General features: G+C 57.4%; 25 protein-coding genes. 7 read left to right on the forward strand and 18 right to left on the reverse strand.

Going from position 1 to position 24,560, the window contains the following annotated elements; translation table 11 throughout:
• The first annotated feature begins 8 nt into the window (after positions 1–8).
• Positions 9–1,739: a M14 family metallopeptidase gene (locus FHW16_RS27380; RefSeq protein ID WP_182552527.1), complete on the forward strand. Its 1,731-nt coding sequence runs from the start codon at positions 9–11 to the stop codon at positions 1,737–1,739.
• A gap of 9 nt (positions 1,740–1,748) precedes the next feature.
• Here the strand turns inward: FHW16_RS27380 and FHW16_RS29250 are convergent, their stop codons facing one another.
• The 12 genes from FHW16_RS29250 to pcaD form a co-directional block, all read right to left on the reverse strand.
• Positions 1,749–2,654 (reverse strand): EamA family transporter, encoded by a 906-nt coding sequence (locus tag FHW16_RS29250; protein WP_182552529.1) that lies wholly within the window; start codon positions 2,652–2,654, stop codon positions 1,749–1,751.
• A gap of 195 nt (positions 2,655–2,849) precedes the next feature.
• Positions 2,850–3,650: an alpha/beta fold hydrolase gene (locus tag FHW16_RS27390; RefSeq protein ID WP_182552531.1), complete on the reverse strand. Its 801-nt coding sequence runs from the start codon at positions 3,648–3,650 to the stop codon at positions 2,850–2,852.
• Between the two features lie 122 nt (positions 3,651–3,772).
• Entirely contained in the window at positions 3,773–4,492 is a 720-nt protein-coding gene (locus FHW16_RS27395; protein ID WP_182552533.1) for an ABC transporter ATP-binding protein, read from the reverse strand.
• Positions 4,473–5,237, reverse strand: a complete 765-nt coding sequence (locus FHW16_RS27400; protein ID WP_182552535.1) for an ABC transporter ATP-binding protein — start codon at positions 5,235–5,237, stop codon at positions 4,473–4,475. Before FHW16_RS27400 ends, FHW16_RS27395 begins: the two co-directional genes overlap by 20 nt.
• Positions 5,234–6,241 carry a branched-chain amino acid ABC transporter permease gene (locus tag FHW16_RS27405; RefSeq protein WP_182552537.1) on the reverse strand — a complete coding sequence of 336 codons (1,008 nt, stop codon included), beginning with the start codon at positions 6,239–6,241 and terminating at the stop codon, positions 5,234–5,236. Before FHW16_RS27405 ends, FHW16_RS27400 begins: the two co-directional genes overlap by 4 nt.
• 1 nt (position 6,242) lies before the next feature.
• On the reverse strand, positions 6,243–7,106 hold the full coding sequence (locus FHW16_RS27410) for a branched-chain amino acid ABC transporter permease (protein WP_130272166.1): 864 nt from the start codon (positions 7,104–7,106) through the stop codon (positions 6,243–6,245).
• Positions 7,107–7,144: 38 nt separating this feature from the next.
• A complete protein-coding gene (locus FHW16_RS27415) occupies positions 7,145–8,317 on the reverse strand; it encodes an ABC transporter substrate-binding protein (RefSeq protein WP_182552539.1) in 1,173 nt (390 codons plus the stop codon).
• A gap of 130 nt (positions 8,318–8,447) precedes the next feature.
• Positions 8,448–9,521 (reverse strand): 3-carboxy-cis,cis-muconate cycloisomerase, encoded by a 1,074-nt coding sequence (locus FHW16_RS27420; protein WP_182552541.1) that lies wholly within the window; start codon positions 9,519–9,521, stop codon positions 8,448–8,450.
• Positions 9,522–9,524: 3 nt separating this feature from the next.
• Positions 9,525–10,139: a protocatechuate 3,4-dioxygenase subunit alpha gene (gene pcaG / locus FHW16_RS27425; protein ID WP_182552543.1), complete on the reverse strand. Its 615-nt coding sequence runs from the start codon at positions 10,137–10,139 to the stop codon at positions 9,525–9,527.
• Positions 10,139–10,879 carry a protocatechuate 3,4-dioxygenase subunit beta gene (pcaH, locus tag FHW16_RS27430; RefSeq protein WP_182552545.1) on the reverse strand — a complete coding sequence of 247 codons (741 nt, stop codon included), beginning with the start codon at positions 10,877–10,879 and terminating at the stop codon, positions 10,139–10,141. The genes pcaG and pcaH overlap by 1 nt, the downstream gene beginning before the upstream one ends.
• A gap of 12 nt (positions 10,880–10,891) precedes the next feature.
• A complete protein-coding gene (pcaC, locus tag FHW16_RS27435) occupies positions 10,892–11,296 on the reverse strand; it encodes a 4-carboxymuconolactone decarboxylase (protein ID WP_182552547.1) in 405 nt (134 codons plus the stop codon).
• Positions 11,293–12,099, reverse strand: a complete 807-nt coding sequence (gene pcaD / locus FHW16_RS27440) for a 3-oxoadipate enol-lactonase (protein WP_182552549.1) — start codon at positions 12,097–12,099, stop codon at positions 11,293–11,295. The genes pcaC and pcaD overlap by 4 nt, the downstream gene beginning before the upstream one ends.
• Positions 12,100–12,199: 100 nt before the next feature.
• Between pcaD and pcaQ the strand changes: the two genes are divergently transcribed.
• The gene (gene pcaQ / locus FHW16_RS27445; RefSeq protein ID WP_182552600.1) at positions 12,200–13,147 is read left to right on the forward strand and encodes a pca operon transcription factor PcaQ; all 948 of its coding nucleotides are present in this window, start codon (positions 12,200–12,202) and stop codon (positions 13,145–13,147) included.
• Here pcaQ and FHW16_RS27450 read toward each other — a convergent pair.
• Together FHW16_RS27450 and FHW16_RS27455 are read right to left on the reverse strand one after the other, a co-directional pair.
• On the reverse strand, positions 13,120–13,911 hold the full coding sequence (locus FHW16_RS27450) for an APH(3')-II family aminoglycoside O-phosphotransferase (protein ID WP_182552602.1): 792 nt from the start codon (positions 13,909–13,911) through the stop codon (positions 13,120–13,122). The two genes, pcaQ and FHW16_RS27450, sit on opposite strands and share 28 nt — an antisense overlap.
• A 120-nt stretch (positions 13,912–14,031) precedes the next feature.
• Positions 14,032–14,628 carry a TetR/AcrR family transcriptional regulator gene (locus FHW16_RS27455; protein ID WP_182552551.1) on the reverse strand — a complete coding sequence of 199 codons (597 nt, stop codon included), beginning with the start codon at positions 14,626–14,628 and terminating at the stop codon, positions 14,032–14,034.
• A 105-nt stretch (positions 14,629–14,733) separates the two neighbouring features.
• Here FHW16_RS27455 and FHW16_RS27460 point away from each other — a divergent pair, with 105 nt between their 5' ends.
• Positions 14,734–16,173, forward strand: coding sequence for an MFS transporter (locus FHW16_RS27460; protein WP_246711991.1), 1,440 nt, complete (start codon positions 14,734–14,736; stop codon positions 16,171–16,173).
• A 7-nt stretch (positions 16,174–16,180) separates the two neighbouring features.
• Here FHW16_RS27460 and pobA read toward each other — a convergent pair whose 3' ends face one another.
• A complete protein-coding gene (pobA, locus tag FHW16_RS27465; protein ID WP_182552556.1) occupies positions 16,181–17,353 on the reverse strand; it encodes a 4-hydroxybenzoate 3-monooxygenase in 1,173 nt (390 codons plus the stop codon).
• A 112-nt stretch (positions 17,354–17,465) separates the two neighbouring features.
• On the opposite strand from pobA, the gene FHW16_RS27470 reads away from it, so the two are divergent.
• A complete protein-coding gene (locus FHW16_RS27470; protein WP_182552558.1) occupies positions 17,466–18,341 on the forward strand; it encodes a helix-turn-helix domain-containing protein in 876 nt (291 codons plus the stop codon).
• A 12-nt stretch (positions 18,342–18,353) separates the two neighbouring features.
• Here FHW16_RS27470 and FHW16_RS27475 read toward each other — a convergent pair whose 3' ends face one another.
• Positions 18,354–19,109 (reverse strand): IclR family transcriptional regulator, encoded by a 756-nt coding sequence (locus FHW16_RS27475; protein ID WP_182552560.1) that lies wholly within the window; start codon positions 19,107–19,109, stop codon positions 18,354–18,356.
• A 187-nt stretch (positions 19,110–19,296) separates the two neighbouring features.
• Here FHW16_RS27475 and FHW16_RS27480 point away from each other — a divergent pair, with 187 nt between their 5' ends.
• The 3 genes from FHW16_RS27480 to pcaF are packed head-to-tail and all read left to right on the forward strand — an operon-like array spanning position 19,297 to position 22,147.
• Positions 19,297–20,157, forward strand: a complete 861-nt coding sequence (locus FHW16_RS27480; RefSeq protein WP_182552562.1) for a CoA-transferase — start codon at positions 19,297–19,299, stop codon at positions 20,155–20,157.
• Positions 20,158–20,168: 11 nt separating this feature from the next.
• The gene (locus FHW16_RS27485; protein WP_182552564.1) at positions 20,169–20,942 is read left to right on the forward strand and encodes a CoA-transferase subunit beta; all 774 of its coding nucleotides are present in this window, start codon (positions 20,169–20,171) and stop codon (positions 20,940–20,942) included.
• A complete protein-coding gene (pcaF, locus tag FHW16_RS27490) occupies positions 20,942–22,147 on the forward strand; it encodes a 3-oxoadipyl-CoA thiolase (RefSeq protein ID WP_182552566.1) in 1,206 nt (401 codons plus the stop codon). The genes FHW16_RS27485 and pcaF overlap by 1 nt, the downstream gene beginning before the upstream one ends.
• Before the next feature lie 62 nt (positions 22,148–22,209).
• Here the strand turns inward: pcaF and galE are convergent, their stop codons facing one another.
• Both galE and FHW16_RS27500 read right to left on the reverse strand, forming a co-directional pair.
• Positions 22,210–23,229: a UDP-glucose 4-epimerase GalE gene (galE, locus tag FHW16_RS27495; RefSeq protein WP_182552568.1), complete on the reverse strand. Its 1,020-nt coding sequence runs from the start codon at positions 23,227–23,229 to the stop codon at positions 22,210–22,212.
• Between the two features lie 128 nt (positions 23,230–23,357).
• Positions 23,358–24,545, reverse strand: a complete 1,188-nt coding sequence (locus FHW16_RS27500; protein ID WP_182552570.1) for a polysaccharide pyruvyl transferase family protein — start codon at positions 24,543–24,545, stop codon at positions 23,358–23,360.
• Positions 24,546–24,560: the final 15 nt, after the last annotated feature.

The following is a 24,560-nucleotide window of genomic DNA, read 5'->3' on the forward strand; positions in this document are numbered from 1 at the left end:
GAATTGAAATGACAGTCATTTATGAAGGCGGCTTCGACCGCACCCTCGACCAGCTTCTCGCAACCTACGGCAAGGCCAGCGCACGTGGTACACGTTTTGAAGCGTGGCTGTTTGAGGACACCCCGAGCCGTCGCGCCGCAGAGGAAAAGCTTGCGGCTTACGGTGTCGAGGCACGCTTGCACAGTGCATACAAGCCGCTCCTGTATTTCTTTCTTGAAGATGTAGACACGGACGCGCTCAAGAACATTACTATCGCCTATCCCGTGCACGAAAACTGCCCGCAGAACCGCTTTCTGCTCGAAACCTACCCACTCGCCGCACTGACCGGCACGGCCGAACTGCGCTTTGAAACCGGCAGCAGCGCGGCCTTCACCTATGACGTGGCAATGGTCTACAAAGATGGCCGCAAGGCTGAACACAAGGTTTTTGCGCCCAATCGCGTGCATACGGATTTTATTGGCGAAACGCTTGTCTCGCCCACAGGCTGGATAAAGCTGAACGGAGCCTTCGAAGGCACGCGCCTCGAAACGGACTACGAGGCGCTGTTTGAAAAGGCCATGCGCGCAGTGGTCAACCACGACTGGGGCAATACCGAGCCCTATTTTGACGAGCTTAATATCCGCGCAACTTTGCCCATAGCTGACAAGCAGCTGTCGTTCGGTGATGAGGTCATCAGCCTGCGCGAGGCCTTGCACGAAGATTTCTATTTCTCGCTGCTGGAAGTGTTTCAGAAAAAATCGGGACGGCCGCTCGGCGATCGCGGATTGCAGCCCGGCCAGATCATGCCGGAGATCATTGAGGGCGAGGGCGCTCCCACCCTCCGGATCGAGACCCGCACTCTGGACACATCTGAAGCCTCAGGCGAGGCTCAACACCTCGCCGCGGCTCACACACCCATCTTTGCCGAGCATATCCGCACGGAACTGGCCAAGATTGATGGCGAACCCTTCGAGGCACAGTCCCGTGCCGGGAGGGCGGTTCAAGCCCGCTATCACAGGGGCAGCGATGCCGCCGTCATGATCAGCGGAGGTCAGCATCCGAATGAGCCAACCGGTATTGTCGGCGCACTGCGCGGTGCACAGGCGCTTCTGCAACGTCCCGGCGCCCATTTCACCATCTCGCCGCTGGAAAATCCGGATGGTTACGCGGCGCATCATCGTCTGCGCGCCGACAATCCGCGGCACATGCACCATGCCGCGCGCTACACGGCGCTGGGCGATGATCTGGAATACCGCACCGGCATCCAGCCTTACGAGAAAGCAATCCGCTTTGAAGCACAGCGCCTCAGCGGCGCGCAACTGCATCTGAACCTGCATGGCTATCCCGCCCACGAATGGACACGGCCGCTCTCAGGTTATGTGCCGCGCGGCTTTGCCATGTGGACCCTGCCGAAAGGCTTCTTCCTTATTCTGCGCTATCAGGACGGATGGGAGGAGCGAGCCGAGCGTCTCATCGATGCCGTGACCAAGCGCCTGGCAGTATTGCCGGGGCTTGTTGCCTTCAATGATAAGCAGATCAGCCTCTATGAAACCCATGCGGGCGAAACCGGCTTTCGCATCATCAACGGTTTTCCCTGCATGATCTCGCTCGACAACAGGCACGACACACCGCTGACGCTGATTACAGAATACCCCGATGAAACGATATATGGCGACGCTTTCATTGCCGGACATACCGCGCAGATGGAAACAGTCGTTGCCGCCTATGAAGCGTTTCAGGCCATCGAGACCGTGGCGTGACGGGATGCCTCAGTGTTGGGTTTGCCCACTCAGACTGATCAGCATGACAGCGGTGATGGTGACGGCGGTACCGGCCAATTGAAGCGGTGTCATCATCTCATCCAGAAAAACGAAGGCGATACCCAACCCAAAAACGGGCGTTAGATTAAGAAAACTGCCGGCGATGTTCGCGCTGATGGTGCCCAGCGCACGCATGTAAAGCGAGAAGCCCAGCGCATACTGGACAATACCGGATGCAAGAACCAGCAGCCATGTACGGGGTGACTGGGGCAAGCCTACACCATCCGAAGACAAGAGCCATTCTGCTGGAAGCAAAGCCAAGGCGAGCGCAAGAGCCACGGTCTGTTGCCATGCAACAATGACGATCGGGCTGGTCTTCAACGCAATACGCGAAGACAAAACGACATAAACCGCTGCTACGGCTGTTGCAGAAAACATCAACGTGACGCCAAGGGCCCCATTGCCCGTTGCTTCACTGAAATTGAGCAGCCCCAAAGCAACCACCAGGCCCGCGAGCGCGAGGACAGATAGAACTAGAAAACGTCCCGTCGGTGCCACGCGCAAGATGACGACTGATGCCACCACGATCATGATTGCCTCCGATGACTGGATGAGCGTGGCCGCACCCGCCTTCATATCCGTCAAACCGATAAGACCAAGCAGATAGGCCAGGCCGGGCTCGAGCAGCCCAAGCCAAGCATATCGTGTAATCTCGCGCCAACTTCCGGACGCGGTTCGTTGCCCCCAGACAACAAGCCACAACACCAAAACACTGCCAGCCAGTTGTAAGACCAGAAGGGAAACCGGAGGAACGTCGGCCAACGCAGATTTTGACATCACTGTCGCTGTTCCCCAGCACAGCGCCGCCAACATCGCAGCACCTATCCCGACATGAAAGCTCGGAAGACTTTTCACGGATAATTTCCTTTTTCAAATCTCTGAACTGAAGTGCCAGACGACGCGGCTCAAGCATCGGGAGCACGCCGTAAGCAAAATCAAAAATAAAAAATTCTATTACCTGTCGAAATAGCGACAGGGTCGCGTGGAGTAATAGCCAAATATTACATAGCACAGAATGCGCGAGAGGTATTTGAGACTAAGGCCAAAGACTCAAGGCAATTTATCGAGGAACCCCAGTACCGCATCGTTGAACAATTCCGACCTTTGCAACGGTGCGAAATGGCTGACGCCGGGGAGGGTGATCAATTCGGCGCCGGGAATAGTGCGAGCAAGATAGGCGGCATGTTCCGGTTTGATGAACTCGTCATGCTCGCCCAGAACGATGGCGACAGGCACGCTAATTTTGGCGAGATCATCAGCGGTATAATTGGGTTCCGTCTTCATCATCACGCCGACCGCAGCAAGAAACTCCTTGAAGTTATCAGGCGTTGCCGATAGCGCCGCATAGTCCTTGACATGCCGGGCAAAGCACCGGTCGAGCAGGGGGCTCGGCTCGACTTCCTTGGTACCGCTCGGGTCCATATTGCAGGCGAAGAAGAAAACGCCGCTGACCCGCTCCGGTGCCTGGCTGGCGAGGACCAGTGCAATGCAGGCGCCATCGCTCCAGCCGACAAGAGCCGCTTTTTCAAGCCGCAACGTGTCCATGAGAGCGAGGACATCCGCGGCCATCAATTGATAGGTATAGGGCTGGTTATCGCGCGTACTGCGGCCATGGCCACGGCTGTCAACAACAATCACGCGGCGGCCAGAACTGACGAGCACCGGCACCTGATATCCCCAGTTGCCACTATGCCCGAGACCGCCATGCAGCAGAATGACAGGATCACCTGAACCATAGCTAGCATACCAGATACGGGCGCTGTTGTTTTCGATGTAGCCCTGATCGGTTGCAACCGGCAGTGGGGCTGCGCCTTGGGCTTCGAAGGTCTTCAGATCGTCGTCGGACTGCATGCTGTTCTGATCCTCCCGATTCAGCTGGACCCTGAACGAGCCTCAGGCATCATCTGATCCATTGCAGGCGGATAGAAATTTGTCCAGTTTCTGCAACCGAATGTAATACAAAACCGGACGTTTCAGTGGGCGAGACTCGACACGCCGAGCAGCTGATGAACCGTTTCATCATCCCTAGACAATTGCTCCGACGAGCCATCCCAGACGATGCGCCCGCGTTCAAGAATGATGACACGCTCGGCAAATTCCAGTGCGCTCTGAATGCGCTGTTCCACGAGCAGGATCGTCATTTCACCGCTGGAAGCGAGGCGAGAAAAGGCCGCCATCAATTCCTCGCAAATGACCGGGGCAAGGCCCTCCAACGGCTCGTCGAGGAGCAACAGGGAAGGGCGGCCAAGGATAGTGCGCGCGGTGGACAACATCTGCTGTTCACCGCCCGAAAGCTTTGCTCCCGAATTGGCACGGCGTTCGTACAGACGCGGGAACATGTCGTAAGCTTCCTGCAATGCGCTGCGCGGCCTGCCTTTCAGCCCGACAAACAGATTTTCCTCCACGGTCAGCGACGGAAAAATGGCGCGTGACTGCGGAACGAAGCCAAGGCCATTCCAGGCCCGGGCAGCGCTATCCATGGTGGTCAGATCGCTGTTGTCCAGTTTGATGGTCCCCGCATAGCGCTTTGTCTGCCCGGCAAGCGCGGCGAACAGCGTTGTCTTGCCGACGCCGTTGCGGCCAAGCACAGCCACGCGGGAGCCCGCCGCCGCGGTGAACGAGATGTTTTCGATCACCCGCGTCGGGCCATAGCCCGCACACAGATTATCAACTTCAAGCTGCGCTGCCGGCATGGGCATAGCTCCCCAGATAGGCTTCGCGCACACGCGCATCTTCGGTCACGTCACGCGGCGAACCATCAAAGATGATTTCACCGGCGGCCAGCACCACGACCCGCTTGGCGAAGCGGAAAACGAGATCCATATCATGCTCGATCATGAGCACGGCGAGATCATCGGGCAATTGCGCGAGAGCATTTTCAATCAAAAATGTATCGCTGTGCGGCACCCCTGCGGCCGGTTCATCCAGCAGCAGCACCTTGGGACGCAGCGCCATTGCCAGGGCAATTTCCAGCAGGCGTTGCTGACCATAGGCGATCTCGCCCACCGGCACGGTTGCAAGCGCACCGAGATTGAGTGTTTCAAGGATGCCGCGCATTTCGCGCATGACCTGCGGCATAGCATGAAAATTTTCGGCCATGCGCCCGGATTTTCCCTCACGCTGCAGAATGGCAAGCGCAACATGTTCCTCAGGCGTCATTTCCGAGAACAGCCGGGTGACCTGAAAGGAGCGTACGAGCCCCGCACGCACACGCCGCATCGGATTGAAGCGGGATATATCCTCGCCGTCCATCAGCACCCGTCCGGAACTCGGTTGCAGATGCCCGGTCACCAGATTGACGAATGTGGTCTTGCCAGCACCATTGGGACCAATCAGCGCCAGCCTGTCACCCCGCGCCATGGACAGCGAAACATCCTTGGTGACATCCAGTCCGCCAAAGGATTTCTTCAGCCGCTCGACTTCGAAAATCGCGCTCATGGCCGGCTCCGTGCGAAACGCTTGGCGAGATTTGCCGCGGTGCCGTAAAGCCCCTTCGGCGCGAAGAGCACGACGGTAATCAGCAGCGCACCAACAATGGTCAGCCAGTGAAACGGATTGGCGGCGGACACCACATGCTCAAACCACATGAACACGATGGTTCCGACAAAGGCGCCGTAAAGCGACCCCGCGCCGCCCAGCACCAGCATGACCAGTGCCTCGGCAGAATTGGTAAAACTCAGGCTGTCCAGACCGACAACCTGCGTTGACACTGCATTGAGCGCACCGCCAATACCCGCGACAGCACCCGAAATTACGTACATCTTGATAAGGCTTGCCTTGACCGACGCGCCCATGGCGCTGACGCGGATCGGATCCTGACGGATACCCCGGCAGAGCATACCGAACGGCGAGCGCACAAGTATGCGCAAGAGGACAAAGACCAATACCAGCAGGACGATGCCAAAGGCATAGGCTGTCCGTCCCCAGAGATCGAATTCAAACAGCCCGAACAGTGGATCCGGAGCAATGCCTGAAAGGCCGTCACTGCCTCCGGTATAGGTGGATGCCTTGTTGGCCGCTTCGTGAAAAAGATGGATAACTGCTATGGAAAGGACGAGCTGGGCAAGGCCATGGCCGCGCAGGATAACGACACCGGAGACAAGACCGGCCACGGCTCCTGCAATCGCGCCGATACCGATCATGCTGAGTGGTTCGGTAATACCGAAGGTGACCGCCGCAATGCCTGCCGCATATGCCCCCGCACCGAACAGCGCGGCATGGCCAAGGGTCGCGACACCGCAATATCCCGTGACAAGATCGAGCGAGAGTACCAGCAGCATGATCGCAATGATGCGGGTCAGCAGTGCCAGATTGTCCGGAAACAAGAAGTAGCCGCCGATAGCCGCCAACAGGATGACGGCAATGCCGATAAGATCACGCTGCCATGGCCTGCCCGTGTGGACAGCCGGAGCGGCAGAAGTGGAGATGTCGGTGGCGCTCATATCATTTCGCCCTTCCAAGAAGGCCGCGCGGGAATACCCAGACGATGGCGATGACAGCGAGATAGAAGAAGAACTCGCCATATTCGGGCACGAGATAACGCCCTGTCGTGTCGATGGCGCCAAGCAGAAGGCAGGCAATGAGAGCACCCGGAATTGAACCGGCACCGCCGACCGAGACAACAACGAGGAACGTCACCATGTAGCGCAGTGCATAATAGGGCTCGACCGGCAGCAGCTCTGCACCGATCACGCCGCCAAATGCGGCAAGACCCACGGCGAGAGCAAAGCTTGCCGCATAGACAATCCGCGTGCGTACGCCGAGCGAGGCCGCCATGGCCGTATTGTCGACAGAAGCGCGCAGCTTGACTCCGAAGGAGGTGCGCTCGATGAGGAACCACAGGCCAAGCGCCACGGCAACACCGCAGCCAATGGCAAACAGCTTGTGCGCGGCAATAGTCCGGAAGCCGAGATTGACTGGACCTTGCAGGTCGGCGGGCAGCGGGATGGTTTTTAACGTTGGACCGAAGACATAATTGGCAAGCCCGATGACGCAGAAGGTGATGCCGATGGTCATCAGCACCTGCGTCAGTTCGGGCGCACCATAGATGCGGCGATAGAGAAAACGTTCGAGCGGGATGGCGATGATAATCGTGCCGATGACAGCAAGAATGATGGCAAAGCCATAGCCCAGGCCCAGATCGCGCGCCGCATAGGATGCGATATACCCCCCGATCATGGCAAAGGCGCCATGGGCAAGATTGACAACCCGCATGAGCCCCATTGTCACCGACAGGCCGATGGAAATAATGAAAAGCACCATCCCATAGGCGAGCGCATCAACGCCAATGCTGAAGAAAACCTGCATCAGATTATCCTGATCAAACCCGTTCGCATCGGTCCTGCCTATTTGGCCGGAGCCAGACCGGGGTCCGGCTGCTTCTCGAACGTTTTGATTTCCTTGTTGTAGTAGGTGCCGTCACTGCCCTTCGCGACTTCGCGCAGATAGATATTCTGCGTGATGTGACGGGTTTCCGGATCGATAGAGACAGGTCCGCGCGGGCTTTCCCAGGCAAGGCCTTTCACCGCGTCAACCGCCTTCTTGGCATCCTGTTTGCCGCCAGTAGCTTCGATCATCTTGTAGATGACATGCATCCCGTCATAAGCGCCGACCGAAGGAAATGAGAGTTCGGCAGGATTACCAATGGCTTTACGCGCTGCTTCAACAAAGGCCCTGTTCTCGGGCGAGTCATGCGCAATGGCATAATGGAATGTCGTAAGAATACCGAGCGCCGCATCGCCAAGGGCGGGCAGATCGGATTCCTGCGTCAGATCGCCGGGTGCGAGGAACTGCACACCTGCTTCCTTCAGGCCATTTTCATTATAGGCTTTGACGAAACCAAGCGTTGTCGGGCCCGATGGCAGGAAAGCAAAGACTGCCTGCGCCCCGGAATTGCGCACGCGCTGCATGACCGGGCTGAAATCATTGGTCGACAGCGGCATGCGGATAGATTCGACAACCTTGCCACCCTCCTTCTCGAAGGTGGACTTGAAGGCATTCTCCGCATCCACGCCCGGACCATAATCACTGACCACGGTGATCGCTTTCTCCACACCCCTCTCGCGAGCGATCTTAGCCATGGGTGCGGATGTCTGCCACGTGGTAAACGATGTGCGCACCACATAGGGGCTCTTCGTGACAATTGCCGAGGTCGCGGCATTCATGACCACCAGCGGCACGTTGGCTTGCTGCAATAGTGGCGTAACAGCCATGGCATCAGGGGTGAAATAGAACCCTGCGAGATATTGCACATGTTCCTTGACCACGAGTTCCTGCGCCAGCGCTTTTGACTGTGCGGGATCGGCCTGCGGCACGTCGCGGTAAAGCACTTCGATCGTGTCATTGCCGATCTTGTCGCCATGGGTGGCGATATAGGCGTCAATGCCTGCCTTGAAGTTCTTGCCCTGAATGGCAAACGGGCCGGAAAAAGGTCCGACCACGCCAATCTTGATCACATCGGCATAGGCCGCGCCGCTGAACAAAATAGCTGCTGCTGCAGCCAGAATAAGCTTTTTCATCATTCCTCCCTTTGATCCCCCGTCGGCCAGATTATTCTCCTCACCTGGTCCGTTTGGAATGTTTCGTTCACTGTCTCATACCGGTTGGTAATGTAAAATGAAAACTATGTGCCGTTCCATAATCCCTGAGTTATGATTTACCGGCACCGTTGGCGTTTCCCAATCCTGTTATGGACGCCAGCAACCCCGTTGTTGTCCGCAGGGATGTCGCTGTCGCCGTAACCATGGATGGCAGAATCAGCCATTCCAGAGTCCAGGCTGAACCGGACCGCTCCTGCTCGTGCACCAGCGCCTGGTGCATACCGGAAAGCTGCGTGGCGTTATAGCGGCCAAGCGTGACAAGCAGTTCGGCCTGCACCGGATTTTGCTTGTGCGGCATCGCCGATGAACCACCGCCACGGCTGAGGCTGATCTCGTCACCGGATTGTGCGAGCAAGGCAATGTCCTGCCCGATTTTCCCCAGACTGCCCGTGACAAGCGAAAGGAAGCTGGCAAAATCGGCAATACGATCCCGCTGACTGTGCCATTGCGGTTCATCATGCAGGTCAAGCGCAATGGCGAGGCGTCTTCGAACGGCACCGGCCTTGGGGCCAAGCTTTTCCAGCGTCCCGGCTGCGCCGCCGAATTGCAGGGCAGGAAACGACTGCATGAGAAACGCGAGCCTTAGCGTGTCGCGCAACAGCGGGGCACGCCACGCGTCGATGCGGTCGCGCACGGTGATAGGAATTGCTGCCTGCATGCGCGTATGTCCCATCAGGTTGTTGGGACCAAAGGCCGTACCAAGGTGATCCAGCCCGGCGATCACATCGCCCAGACCGTTGCGCAGATAAGCGACAACCGGCTTCAGACGAATCATGAGGCTGCTGTCGATGACATCCTGGCTTGTCGCGCCAAAATGCAGCGCATTCCGGTATTCCCCGGCAATAGTCGCACGCAGTTGCCGGACGAGCTCCGGCACGACCACGCCGTCACGTGCGCTGGCGGCCTCTAAAGCTGCCATATCGGGCTCGAAAGACTGGCAGGCCAGCGCAATTGCCCCGGCGGCTTCGCTGCTGATGACACCTTCTTCGGCCGCGGCCTGGGCCAACGCAGCCTCGAAATCGAGCATCGCAGCAATTTCGACACTGGCCGAAAACCAGTCTGTCGCTGCTTGCGTGCCGAGAAGGCCGGACAGGAACGGATGATCGAAGGGAGAGATACTCATCGGTCAGATATCAAAGAAGACAGTTTCCTTCTCCCCCTGCAGATGGATATCGAAATGGAAGGTCGAACCATCCTTACGGGCGAGAAGCGTCGGCACACGGTTGCGGTGCTCGATGCGCAACAACACCGGATCTTCCGCATTCGCAACCTCTTCATCGGCGAAATACAGGCGGGTCTGCAAACCGATATTGATGCCGCGCGCCACGATCAACAGCGTCACATGGGGTGCCATCAGCCGACCGTCCTTGTAGGGCACGCGGCCGGGCTTGATCGTGTCAAACACATATTCGCCGGTTTCCATATCGGTCGGGCAACGGCCCCAACCGGTGAAATTGGTATCGGCGGCGCCACGCATTTCCGAGGGACTGTTATACAACCCCTTGGCATCGGCCTGCCAGATTTCCACCAGCGCATCACGCAATACTGTGCCGGTCCCGTCAAAAATCCGGCCGCGCAACGTGATGCGCTCACCCAGCGTCTTGTTATTAACCATGGCAACGCCGAGATCGGTTTCATAGACACCCGTTATGCCGGAGAAATTCGGTGTGCAGCCAATATGCACGTAGGGTCCGGCCGTCTGGGACGGCGTTTCCTTGAGAAAACCCAGAGACTGAACCATCAATTGCCCTCCATCCGGTTCTCGAACAGCGTCGAACGGCGGCCGCGCAGCACGATATCAAACTTGTAGGCGCGCGCATCCATCGGGATGGTGTTCTGGCGGTCGAGGGCAGCGATCAATTGCTCGATTGCCGCCTTGTCGGGGATCGATTTGACGATCGGACATTGCCAGATCATAGGATCGCCCTCGAAATACATCTGTGTAATCAGCCGCTGGGCAAATCCGTGGCCAAAGACCGAAAAATGGATGTGGGCAGGGCGCCAGTCATTGACACCGTTTGGCCAGGGATAAGCACCGGGCTTGACCGTGCGAAACCGGTAATAGCCATCCTCGTCCGTGATTGTCCGGCCGCAGCCGCCAAAGTTCGGATCGAGCGCAGCAAGATAGCCTTCCCGCTTGTGGCGGTAGCGTCCGCCAGCATTCGCCTGCCAGAATTCGAGCAACGCGCCGGCCACTCCAACACCACGCTCGTCGACCACACGGCCATGCACGATAATGCGCTGGCCGATAGCACTTTCGCCCGGCTTGGCAAAATTGTGGATCAGGTCATCATCAAGTTCGCCCAGCAGCGCATGTCCGAACACGGGACCGGTGATTTCCGACAATGTATTGTCAAGTGACAGGAGTGCCCGCTGCGGGGAGCGGACGACACTTGTCTTGTAATCCGGCGTATAGGCAGGCGGATGCCATTGCCTGTCGCGCTGGAAGAATGCTCCGGTTTCCGGTTTTTTGTTGGACACTGTTGCCTCCCCTCACGCTGCCTGTTCGGCTTCCAGTTCTTTGTAAACGTGTTTGGCCAGCTTGATCGCATGATTTGCCGCCGGAACACCCGCATAGATTGCAACGTGTAGCAAGGCTTCGCAAATATCATCCTGTGTCGCACCCGTATTGGCGGTAGCACGGATATGCATCGTCAACTCATCGTCCTGACCAAGCGCAGCAAGAAGCGCAATTGTCACAATCGAGCGTTCGCGCTTGGTCCAGCCGGGGCGCGACCAGACATGGCCCCAGGCCGCCTCGGTAATCAGTTCCTGAAACGGCTGGTCAAAGTCGGTCTTGGTGGTCTCCACCCGGTTGACGTGCTCTTCACCCAACACGACGCGGCGCGTAGCCATGCCCTGCAGATAACGACGTGAGGGAGCAGCCGCATCCGTCATGATTTTCCTCCAAGCTTGAATTCGTCAACAAAGGCCCTGATCACCTCGACCAGCATTTCTGGCTGTTCGACGCAGGGAATATGGCCCGCATCCTTGATCACTTCGTAGCGCGCACGCGGGATGAGCTTTGCCAGCTCCAGCACCAGATCGGGAGAAGTCGAACCATCCTGATCGCCAACGATGCAGATGGCAGGCACGGCAATGCTCTTCGCCGCTTCGGTGAAATCCGCATCACGCAGCGCAGCGCATGTACCGCTGTAGCCATCGCCCGATTGACGGATGAGCATGTTGCGATATCCGGTAAGATCGTTGGCGCGTTCTTGATGAAAGGCCGGGGTAAACCAGCGTTGCAGGATGCCGTCGGCAATGGATGCGATGCCATTCTGGTTCACAGCATCAATACGCGCATTCCAGAATTCGGCTGTGCCGATCTTGTGCGCAGTATCGCAAAGAATCAAAGCCTGCACGAGTTCCGGGCGCTTTGCGTAAAGGCCCTGCGCCGCGAGTCCGCCCACGGACAGCCCGCAGATGATGGCATCCTTGACCGAGAGATAGTCGAGCAAGCCCGCGAGATCATCAACATGGTCGTCGATGGTGTAGGGCGGCGCACCGAGATCCGAAAGACCGTGGCCGCGCATGTCATAGGTAACGATCGCAAACTCTCCGACCAGACGCACGATCACGTCACGCCAGATGCGAAAATCCGTACCAAGTGAATTGGCGAAAACCAGCACGGGCTTACCTGCCGGCGCGCTGATCAACTGGTAATGCAGCGTGACACCATTGATGTGAGCAAATTGCACCGAAGTCCTCCCGGATAAGTTATGACAACAATGGATTATGCATTTGGTTCAGTAAAATGATATCTTGCCGCATTCGCTTAACCCTGGGGTTATGAAACATATGATCGATGGCCGTATCAAGTTCCGCCACCTGCAGACTTTTCTTGAAGTTGCCCGCCAGAAAAGCGTCATGAAGGCAGCAGCGATTCTTCATATCAGCCAACCGGCCGTAACCAAAACCATTCGTGAAATGGAAGAGGTGCTCGGGGTCGCCATGTTCGAGCGGGATGGTCGCGGCATTCGCATCACCCGGTTCGGCGAAGTGTTCCTGCGCTATGCAGGAGCGGCGATCACCGCGCTGCGGCAGGGCATCGATTCTGTCACGAATGAGCAATCAGGCGAGGGGGTTCCGGTCCGGGTAGGCGCCTTGCCAACGGTCTCCACCCGCATCATGCCGCAAGCCATCAGCCTGTTCCTGCAGGAAAAGACGCAAAGCCGGCTGAAAATCGTGACTGGTGAAAATGCCGTGCTGCTCGAACAACTGCGGCTCGGCGATCTTGATCTCGTGGTCGGGCGGCTGGCAGCACCGGAGAAGATGACCGGCTTTTCCTTTGAACACCTCTATTCAGAACAGGTGGTGTTTGCCGTGAGTGCCCGCCATCCGCTGCTCAACGCCAGCGAAGATATCTTCAATCGCCTTGCCGAATTTCCGGTGCTGATGCCAACGCGGGCATCCATCATCCGCCCCTTCGTCGACCGGTTTCTCATTGCCAATGGCGTGGCAAAGCTGCCGCATCAGATCGAGACAGTCTCCGATGCTTTTGGCCGGGCTTTTGTACGGTCCCACCACGCTGTGTGGATAATTTCCGCAGGGGTCGTTGCCAGTGATGTCGCCGACGGGACACTTGCGCTTCTGCCCATCGACACAACCGAAACAAAAGGACCGGTCGGCCTGACCACCCGTGCGGACGTCACTCCGTCATTGCCGTTGATGATCCTGATGCAGACCATCCGCGAGGCGGCGGGGGGACTGAAACCGGATCAGAAAAACTCGTCGAGCAGTCGGTAGTAAGCAAGCTTTGCCGGATCGGCATGCTTCAGACCATAGCAATCCAGAAATGGCCGAACCCATTCTTCACCGAAATTGTCTGAAATGCTGCGGCACGCAAGGGCAATATCCTGATAGCGATCGGCAAGCCCAAGCCGGGCACAGTCGATATACCCGGTGAAGATGCCTTTATCAGCCATGAAATTAGGCAGGCAGGCGTCGCCGTGGGTAACGACAACATCTCCCACTGCCGGCTTTTCCGACACAAGCCGGGTGAAAAGCTCGGCTGCCGTTTCTCCAAGCATATCGTCGTCAAAATCCGTCTCATCCACAAGTCCGGCTTGCACGCGTGCTCCCGCCGCTTCGATTCGCATGTCCAGTCGATGGTCGAACGGGCAGGTCGAAGGGTCGAGCGCATGCAACTGGCGCAGTGCATCAGCAAGAATCCGGACACGTGGTTCAACGGGAACTGAATCTGCCGAGGCAAGGTCTGTACCCGGAACCGCGCTCATCAAAAGCCAATGATGACCCGCATGTATGCCGTCAAAGATAATATCGGGGCAAGGCAAACTGCAGGACGACAGCCAGCGAAGCCGTGCGATTTCATCGGGCAACTCGCCGTAAGGACTGACTGTTTCAACCTTGATGAAAAGTCGAGGCAGTCTTTCGCCCTGCAGCAGGAAAACCTGCGCATCGGAACAACCTAGTTCATCGCGGTTCCAGCTGTAACCTGTAACGAGAGCATGCAGTTCCGGGGGTAAAGCCAGCGCTTCAGGCCGTTTCATTGTCGCGGTCATAGGAATTCCGATTTCTGGCATACTTTTCAGGCATGCCGATGCGTGAACAGCTTATCTAGGAATGGCCGATTCAACTGCCAATAGATCGCCGCAAGGAGAGGTCGATATTTATGCCATCCTCGCATCGAGTGCCTGCATTGCAATCGGCACGAAAGCCGTAAGACGCTCTTTGCCCACTCCATCGCGTGCCTGAACCGAGAGACCATGCAGGATACCGGCATAATAATCTCCCAGCACCTGAACATCCGTATCGGGTTTCAGTTCGCCCTCGACTGTTGCCTTCTGCAACCGTTCGATGATCGAAGCCGTCCGCGTCCGTCGCAATTCTGCAAGCCAGTTTGAAACTCGATCATTCTCCGCAGCACAGTTTGTTGCGGCGGAGACCACCATGCAGCCCTGTGGCTGGTCCGGTCGTGTATAGGTCTTGATGGCTTCAAGCAGAATACGCTCAATCGCGCGCCGGGCAGTGGGCTCCTCTGCCAGAGCGCGGGTCGCAAACCCGCCCTCCCTGGCCTCATAGAGCGCAATCGCCTCCCGGAACAGGTCTTCTTTTGAACCGAAGGCCGCATAGATACGCGCGGAGGCGAGACCGAGGGCCGAAACCAGATCCGACATGGAGGTGCCTTCATAACCGCGTGTCCAGAAGGCATCGCGCGCCTTAGCCAGCGCCTGATCGCGATCGAATTCTCTCGGACGTCCAGCCATGACAATCTCCATTCTTTATCGATCAACAAATAATTTGCTTGACTTCAAATTACAAGCATTCAATTCTTTGTTGATCAACAAAGAATAAATATAATGGAGACCAGCATGAGTACATTGGATCAGACTGCAGCGCTCAAGGTGGCTGAGGCGCCCGGGATCGCTCCGGCAAAGCGTGGAGCGGCGTTGGCATTGCTGGCCTTTGCCCAGCTGATGATATCACTCGACCTCAATATCGTCTTCGTGGCGCTGCCCGATATCGGTGCAGGTCTGGGCTTTTCCGGACAGACGCTGCAATGGGTGGTCAGTGCCTACACCGTCTTCTGCGGTGGCTTTCTGTTGTTCGGCGGGCGGGCGGCGGATTTGATCGGCCAGCGCCGCATCTTCATTTTCGCGCTTTGGCTTTATGCACTGTCATCACTGGCTGGCGGTCTGGCGTGGTCGCCTGCGATTATCATTGCAGCGCGTGCCGTACAGGGCATTGGCGGCGCGTTTCTGTTCCCGGCAACCCTGTCCTTGGTCAATCGCCTGTTTACAGAGGGTCCTGAGCGCAACCGTGCACTCGCCGTCTGGGGTGGAGCCGGTGCAAGCGGATTGACCATCGGTTCACTTGCGGGTGGGTTTCTCACCAGTGCCTTTGGCTGGCCGTCGGTTTTCTACGTGAACGTGCTGCTCGCCGCATTGGCAATTGTCGCGGCCTTCGCCATTATTCCTGCCGATCCCAAACGGCACGCACATCGCAAGTTCGATCTGCCGGGAGCACTCACTGTGACCGGTGGTGCAACCCTGCTCGTATTCACTCTGGTCCAGGGACCTGAATATGGCTGGAGTTCCCCCGCAATCATCGCCAGCGCGATACTGGCGGTCTCTCTCCTGATCACCTTCACAATCATAGAGGCCAAGAGCACCGATCCGCTGATGCCGCTGCGCCTGTTTCGTAATCGCAGCCTCGTTGCCGGCATGACCATCACCTTCCTTTACATGGGAACGTTCGGAGCACTGCCTTACTTCCTGACCATTCTTTTACAGAATGTGCATGGCTTTACCGCCCTGCAGACCGGGCTTGCATTTCTTGTACCTTCGATCGCCATTGCAACCGGCACACAGGTCGGCGAACGGCTTGCAAACCGGTTCTCGACGCGCGCGACACTGATCGGAGGGATGATCATAGGAGCCATAGGCACGGCGTTGATGGTAGCAGGTGCAACGGTCGACAGCACCTATATGGCCATTGTTCCCGGTCTGATTGTTTCGGGTATAGGGCAGGGTATCGTCTGGACCGGAATGTGGATCGCAGCCGCATCCGGCGTCGCGCATGACGAACAGGGCGTCGCCTCGGGCATGGCCTCGACCACGCTCAATGTGGGTAATGCCGTAGGCATGGCAATCCTCATCGCGCTCGCCAACCGCTCTGTCAGCGACCTGACAGGCGAAGAACTGCGCGTCGCCATGGCCAATGGTATTCAGCTGGCATTCTGGCTGGCATGTGCGGGTATCGTCGCCAGCCTGGTCTTTGCCATGATGCTGCCTGCAAAACCCAGAGGATGAGCCGGGTCTAAAACGGCAGTCCCACATAGTTCTCGGCAAGCGCCGTTGATGCTGCCCGGGAATGGGTGAGATAATCGAGTTCGGCCTCCTGTATTTTCTGGCCGAATTCGCCGGTATCGGGAAAACGATGCATCAACATCGTCATCGACCATGAAAACCGCACTGCCTTCCACACGCGCAAAAGTGCACGGCGTGAATAGTCATCAAGGCCGGCCATGCTCTTGTCCGCGTAATAGTCACGCAGGCCTTCGAACAGATAATGCACATCACTGGCTGCAAGATTGAGACCTTTTGCACCCGTTGGCGGCACGATATGGGCGGCATCGCCAGCCAGAAACAAACGGCCGAAACGCATGGGCTCGGCAACAAATGAGCGGAGCGGCGCGATGGACTTCTCGAACGACGCTCCCGTTGTAACGGCCGCCGCTTCTTCTTCCGGCAGCCTGCGCCGTAGCTCATCCCAGAACCGGTCGTCGGACCAATCCTCCACCTTGTCGTCCAAAGAGCACTGCACGTAATAGCGGCTGCGGGTCATCGAGCGCATGGAGCACAGCGCAAAGCCGCGCGGGTGATTGGCATAAATCAGCTCGTGCGCCACCGGCGGCACTTCAGCCAGAACACCAAGCCAGCCGAATGGATAGGTGCGCTCGAATGTCCGGATAGATTTCTCCGGCACCGACCGGCGGCTGACGCCATGAAATCCGTCACATCCCGCGATGAAATCGCAATCAATGCGACTGGTCGTGCCATCCTTCTCGAAAGTGACGAACGGCTTTTCACTATCGAAATCATGGATGGCAACGTTCTCCGCCTCGTGGATCGCCGGTGCGTCGCTCCCCTCACGCTGCTGCAGCAGATCACGGGTCATTTCCGTCTGGCCATACACGGTCACGCGCTTGCCATCCGTCAAATCAAAGAGATCGATGCGATGATTGCGTCCGTCAAAGGCCAGCGAAAAGCCGTCATGTGGCAAGGCTTCCGCATGCAGGCGCGCACTGGCGCCGGCCTGATCGAGCAATCGCACTGTGCCTTCTTCCAGAACGCCCGCACGGACGCGCCCCAGAATGTAGTCCTTGCTCGCCCTGTCCAGAATGATGTTGTCGATACCCGCCCGGGTCAGAAGTTGCCCGAGCAGAAGCCCCGCAGGTCCCGAACCAATGATAGCCACTTGCGTGCGCATGATGCCTCCCAGCATGAAATATGTGCGCAAGGCTAGCGGCGCAGTGCATCTGAACAATGGACTTATGTGGCAAAAAACAGGACAATCTGAACATTGGGGGCGGGAGGAAGCGATGCGGGGCGCAGTACCAACCTATGATCTTTATGGAGAAAGCCATCCGAAGCGGCCGGACTTCTGGCTGCATTGGGAGACAATTGCCTCCAGAAGCCAATTACACAATTGGGAGATCAAAACTCATCGCCACACGGCGTTCTTTCAGATTCTGTACTTTCGCGGCGGAACCGGCGATGCGGTTTTTGACGGACAAAGCCATCCAATACAACCTCCGGTCATGATCACGGTGCCACCGCGATGCGAACACGGGTTTCGATTTTCGAGAGATATGGACGGGATGGTTATCACCATGCTGGCATCGCGTTTCGGCTCTTCCGGCCGCTCCCTTTTTGAGGCAGGTAGTCAACCGACTTTGATTTCCCTCGCACCCGACAACATGGATACAGGTTTTCTCACACAAAGCCTTGAGCGATTATCCGTCGAACTGATTTCGGGCGGTGTCTTTCACGATGATCTTGTGGAGTCCTATCTCAAATCCATTGTTCTGTTGGCAGCGCGGCTGACGGCCCCGGAGTTGCCGCTCAGCGGCGAAGCGGGCACGCAGGAGCGCCTGAAATTTTTGCATATCATGGTCAACAGGCATTTTCGCGAACACCATCCCGCAGAGTTCTACGCCAATCGTCTCAATCTGTCGGCGACCCACCTCAACCGTATCGTCAAGGCCGCAACCGGACAAAGTACCAATGGTTTGCTCGCAGGTCGTCTTGTTGATCAGGCGAAGCGCGATCTGGTGTTCACGTCTGCCAGCGTCAAGCAGATCGCCTATGATCTCGGCTTTACCGACCCTGCTTATTTCACCCGGTTTTTCACCAAGGAAACGGGCACGACACCCCGGCAGTACCGCACCGAGCAGAGCGCCAGAATGGCTGTCTGACTTTATATCCTGTCACACCAGTACCGCACCGATTGTATCGCGGGTTGATTGCATGACAGGCAGATAATTTTGAACCATGTCTTCGATCGTAACGCGCGGCGCCTGCGCACCGATATTGATGGCGGCGATGGTCATGCCGCGTGTATTGCGCACGGGGATGGCAATCGAGCATAGTCCGATTTCCAACTCCTGATCGATCACCGCGTAGCCCTGCACTCTGACTGTACGCACTTCGTTCATCAGATCGGAAACCGTGGTCTTCGTGCGCGGTGTATTTGCCAGGCGATTGCTGCCTTCAAGAATACGCTGCGCATCATCGTCGCTCATGGCCGCAAGGAGAACCCGGCCCATGGATGAGCAATAGGCGGGAAGGCGGCTGCCGGGATTGAGATTGATCGACATGACGCGTTTGTGTGAAGCGCGCGCGATGTAAACAATCTCATTGCCGTCGAGTACCGAGGCCGAAGCACTTTCACCCGTTTTCTCGGAGAGCTGGTCAAGAAACGGCTGCATCAGCCGGGGCAGGGGTGTCGATGACAGGTAGGAATGGCCAAGGCGCAATATACGCGGCGTCAGCGTGAAGAACTTGCCGTCATAACTGGCATAACCAAGTTGTGTGAGCGTCAGGAGACAGCGGCGGGCGGTGGCACGCTCCAGCCCTGTCATTCGGGCAATATCGGTGATCGACAGACGTGAATTGACCGCATCAAATGCCTCGATAACGGACAGTCCCTTGGCAAAGCCACTGATAAAATCGGTTTCGCCCATTCGCATCAGTCTCTTTCACAGTTATTTCTGTACAATTTGTGCGATATACGAACAAATGTCAAATAACGCACAAAATGCATTGACGTCTGGAACCATGCGGGACTACGCCATCGGATAAACAGACGAAGGCTTTGCTGCAGGATTCCGGCAACAACTATCCTTCGCTGGCAAGAGCAGGGAGAGAGATGTGGCGAAGATCTGTACACTTTCTGAGGCAATTGAAGAGAATGTCAGGGATGGCGATACGCTCGCCATGGAGGGTTTCACCCACCTCATTCCCTACGCTGCCGGACATGAAATCATTCGGCAGAACCGCAGGGAGCTTTTCCTTGTCCGCATGACCCCCGACCTCATCTACGATCAGTTGATCGGCGTCGGAGCGGCTCGTGGGATGAAGTTTTCATGGGGCGGCAATCCGGGCGTAGGTTCCCTGCATCGCTTCCGTGACGCGGTGGAAAACCAATGGCCGCGTCCGCTTGAAATCGAGGAACATTCGCACGCTGCCATGGCCAATGCCTATGAGGCGGGTGCGGCCAACCTGCCTTTCGCCATGTTGCGCGGCTATATCGGTGCGGATCTGGCCAAGGTCAATCCAAACATCAAGTCGGTGACCTGTCCCTTCACAGGCGAAGTGCTTGCGGCAGTTCCCGCCATCCGTCCGGACGTGTCGATCATCCATGCCCAGCGCGCCGACTGGCAGGGCAATGTTCTGATCGAGGGCATTACCGGTGTCCAAAAGGAAGCAGTGCTTGCCGCCAGCCGCTCCATCGTGACGGTGGAGGAAATCGTTGACGAGTTGAACCCGCCGTCACCCAATGCTGTTGTCCTGCCTCGATGGGCGATCAGCGCCGTCGTCCATGTACCCGGTGGAGCCTTCCCGTCCTATGCGCATGGCTACTACGCGCGCTCCAATGCCTTCTATATTGCCTGGGACAAAATCGCCCGTGATCGTGACAGCTTCACGGCATGGATCAAGGCGAATGTCCTTGCCGGGAAGCCCGAAGACTTTGCCCGGCATGCCGTTCGGCGTGCGGCGAACGCAGCGTAAGGAACGGGCCCATGACCCAGGATTTCACACCCACGGAAATGATGACCATCGCCGCCGCCCGCGCGCTGACCAATGATGATGTCTGTTTTGTCGGGATCGGAGCACCGTCGGCTGCCTGCAACGTGGCGCGACTGACGCATGCACCTGATATCACCCTGATCTATGAGAGCGGCACGATCGGCACCAAACCCGACGTCTTGCCTTTGTCCATCGGCGATGGTGAACTCTGCGACACAGCCCTGTTCACCGTTTCGGTGCCGGAAATGTTCCGTTACTGGCTGCAGGGCGGCCGCATCACCACCGGTTTTCTTGGTGGAGCGCAGATCGACCGTTTTGCCAATCTCAACACAACGGTTGTTGGCCCCTATGACAAGCCGAAAGTGCGCCTTCCCGGCGGTGGCGGCGCACCTGAGATAGCCAGCAATTGCGGTCAGATTTTCATCACTATGGCGCTAACCAATCGCGGCTTTGTCGATCATCTCGATTTCATCACCTCGATGGGACATGGCGAAGGCGGCGATCATCGCGCCCGCCTTGGTATGAAGACCAAGGGTCCAACCCGTGTTATCACGGACCTCTGCATTTTCGAACCCGATCCGGTCACCAGGGAATTGACCGTCGTGTCGCTCCACAAGGGCGTAACCCGCGAACAGATCAAAGAGAATTGCGGCTGGCCCGTTCGCTTTGCTACAGAGACCGTAGAAACGCCAGTCCCCACAGAAACCGAACTTTCCGTGCTGCGCGATATCAATGCCCGCACGAAACGAGCTCACGAGGCCGCCTGATGTCTGAAGCCTATATCTGTGACTATATCCGCACACCAATCGGCCGTTTTGGCGGGGCTTTGTCCTCTGTCCGCACGGACGATCTGGGCGCCATTCCACTGAAAGCACTGATGCAGCGGAACACCGCCGTCGATTGGGACGCCATTGATGAAGTCATCTATGGCTGCGCCAATCAGGCGGGCGAGGACAATCGTAATGTCGCACGTATGTCTCTGTTGCTGGCAGGATTGCCGGTCACAGTGCCGGGTACAACAGTGAACCGCCTGTGCGGCTCCGGCATGGACGCGGTCATCATGGCCGCCCGTGCCATCAAGGCCGGAGAAAACGAGATCGTCATTGCAGGTGGCGTCGAATCCATGTCGCGCGCGCCCTTCGTTCTGCCCAAGGCGGAAGGCGCATTTTCACGTCACGCGGAAATTCACGATACAACCATCGGCTGGCGCTTCGTCAACCCGCTGATGGAACAGCAGTATGGTATCGATTCCATGCCGGAAACCGGCGAGAATGTTGCCGAGGAATATAATGTCTCGCGTGCCGATCAGGACGCCTTTGCCGTGCGCTCACAGCAAAAGGCAGGCGCAGCCATCGAGAGTGGTCGTCTCGCCCGCGAGATCACTCCGGTGATCATCCCGCAGCGCAAGGGCGATCCCGTGACGGTAGACCGCGATGAGCATCCGCGTCCGCAGACGACGTTGGAGCACCTGGCCAAACTGCCGACACCGTTCCGCAGAGGTGGCTCCGTGACGGCTGGCAATGCGTCCGGTGTCAATGACGGTGCGGCCGCGCTGATCATCGCATCGGCAGCGGCCGCGCAGAAATACGGCCTGACGCCCATTGCCCGCATCATCGGCGGTGCAACAGCCGGTGTTCCGCCGCGCATCATGGGCATCGGCCCGGTTGCCGCGACGCAGAAACTCTGCGCCCGCATCGGCCTTCAACCCAAGGACTTCGGCGTGGTCGAGCTCAATGAAGCCTTTGCCTCGCAGGGTCTTGCCACGTTGCGTACGCTGGGGATTGCCGATGACGCCGATTACGTCAATGCGAATGGCGGGGCGATCGCGCTTGGCCATCCCTTGGGCATGTCCGGTGCGCGCATCACCGGAACAGCGGCGCTGGAACTTGGTGTCAGAGACGCGCGATATGCCCTCGCCACCATGTGCATCGGCGTCGGGCAGGGCATCGCGATCGCACTGGAGCGGGTGTAGGAATAAACGCGAAGGTTGCAGGATGGGCCGGTTTTAATCCGACCCATCCCATAATGCCGGTATCAGACGGCGATACGCGCTTCTGAATGTTCCAGTGTTTTCATGATGGCAAGCTGCCGCTCCCATGCCAGGGCGTCGCCTACGATCAGATCCAGGTCCGCGCGCTTCGGTTCAAAACCGAACAGGGTGCGAACGCGCTCGTTGCCTGCCACCAGAACAGCTGGATCACCCGCACGGCGTGGTGCGGTCCTGACTTCAAAATCAACACCCGACACGCGCTTCACCGCATCGATGATTTCAAGCACCGAATAGCCGTAGCCATAACCGCAATTGGCGGACGTACTCGTTCCCCCGGCCTCGAGATAGTTCAAGGCACGCAGATGCGCCTGCGCCAGATCGCTGACGTGAATGTAATCGCGGATACAGGTGCCATCGGCGGTCGGATAGTCCGTGCCGTAAACCTCGATATGCGAGCGCTCGCCCGTCGCGGCCTGACTGGCAATCTTGATGAGATGCGTGGCGCGGGGGAAAGACTGGCCTGAACGCAACTGCGGATCGGCACCCGCCACATTGAAATAGCGCAGCGCCACATAATTGAACGCCGGATGCGCAACAGCTGCGTCACGAAGCATCCACTCGGTCATCAGCTTGGATGTGCCATAGGGCGAGATCGGCTGATGCGGCATGTCTTCTGTGATCGGTGTGCGTTCCGGTTCGCCGTAAACAGCCGCCGTCGACGAAAAAATGAAATGCTTGATATCTTCGGCAATCGCAGCCTCGATAAGGGCGCGCGATTGCACGGTGTTGTTGCGATAATAATAGAGCGGATCCCGCACGGAATCCGGCACGACGATTGATCCGGCAAAATGCAGGATCGCAGTGACGTTGTACCGGCGGATCAGATCACGCACCAGCGCCTGATCGCCGATATCACCTTGCACGAATGGCACATCGTCCGGCACCAGCCAGGCGAAGCCACAGCTTAGATCATCAAGAACCACGACGGACCGGCCGGCGTCCTTGAGAGCAAGCACCATGTGGCTGCCGATATAGCCGGCGCCACCAGTAACGAGAACAGTCATGGGAGGAACTCCTGCAACTTTGTTGGAGATATCTATTGTATGGTGCGGCTTGCGCCAGTTCGACAATGGTTCTTATGCCTCCTTTCCCGTGTTCGTTTTCCTCCCAAGGAAATTATTGTGCTGTAGGCTTACGCGACCCGGCGTGCGGCGTCCGTTGCACGCCTGCCCGTCTCGGTCATTTTATGATCGACTCCGTTTTCGGTCAGGAAGACGTTCATCTCCCCATATGTCTCGAACCAGGCGCGGTTGTACTTGTCGAAGAGCGACTGATCCCAGTAATCTTCCAGCCGGAAAGGCTTGTCGCTGAAAACGTCATAGCTTGGAATCTTGTAGGTCTCGGCAAACTCTGCCGTCCGGCTGTCATAGGTGAAATAGATGGACGGTACACCATTGGCCAAGGCCATGAGGTTGCCGTGCAAGCGGTAGCCAAGAACCAGCTGATGCGACCGCACCAGCGTTTCATAATCAGCCACCACGTCGGAATAATACATACGTTCCCGGTAAAGCTTTTCGATTGCATCATCGAAATACCAGTCGGAGACCCAGCGGTTCGCCTTCAGCGCGGCGATAGCCTCTTCCTTTTGCTCGTCCGTGCCGAAAACCATCTTTTTCTCTTCCACTTCTCCCTGCGCCATCAGGGTAATATCGAAGCGGTTCGCCATCTGCTTGATGAGCTCACGGTGAAGGGTCAGATAGCGCTGGATATCCTGGGCATAGGTCGGCGATACTTCGCGGCGTACGGTCACGCCCACTTTCTTCACGGTGTCCAGATCGGGCAGCTTGATGCGCAGATGCTGGTTGTTCCGACGAAAAGCCGTCGGGCAACCGATGATCCGTACATTCTTGATGCCGATATCATTGAGTACCTGCGCCGAGTAGGCCCCGCGCACGCCCACGGACGTGGTGGAGTCGGCAATGATCCGCCACACCGCCTTGGACTCCTCCGACAGCTCCAGTTGTCCCTTGACCGGTGCCTGGGCACCAACGCCAAAAGCAATGACCGGCAGCCCCAACCGTTTGAGAACAGGAATAGTGTCGCGCCAGTTCATGTCCTTATTGATATAGTTGGATCCGCGCAAAATGACGTAGTCATATTCCTCGCGCAACTGGTCGATCTTCTCCATTGGCGGATTGACAATGGGGAGTTCAGCGACCTTGTCGTAGTTCATCAGTTTCAAGGACGATTCAAAAACGAAAGCGTCGCCAATATTGTGGTAGTGGTCGATACTGCGCTGAATGTCACTGTGCTTGTACCAGCGGACATTGTCATGTTCGTATACTTCACCGGCGGGTATCATTACGAGGGCGCGTGCCATGAGGTATTCCTTCTT

This window comes from Phyllobacterium myrsinacearum, assembly GCF_014138285.1.
Lineage (GTDB): Bacteria > Pseudomonadota > Alphaproteobacteria > Rhizobiales > Rhizobiaceae > Phyllobacterium > Phyllobacterium myrsinacearum_A.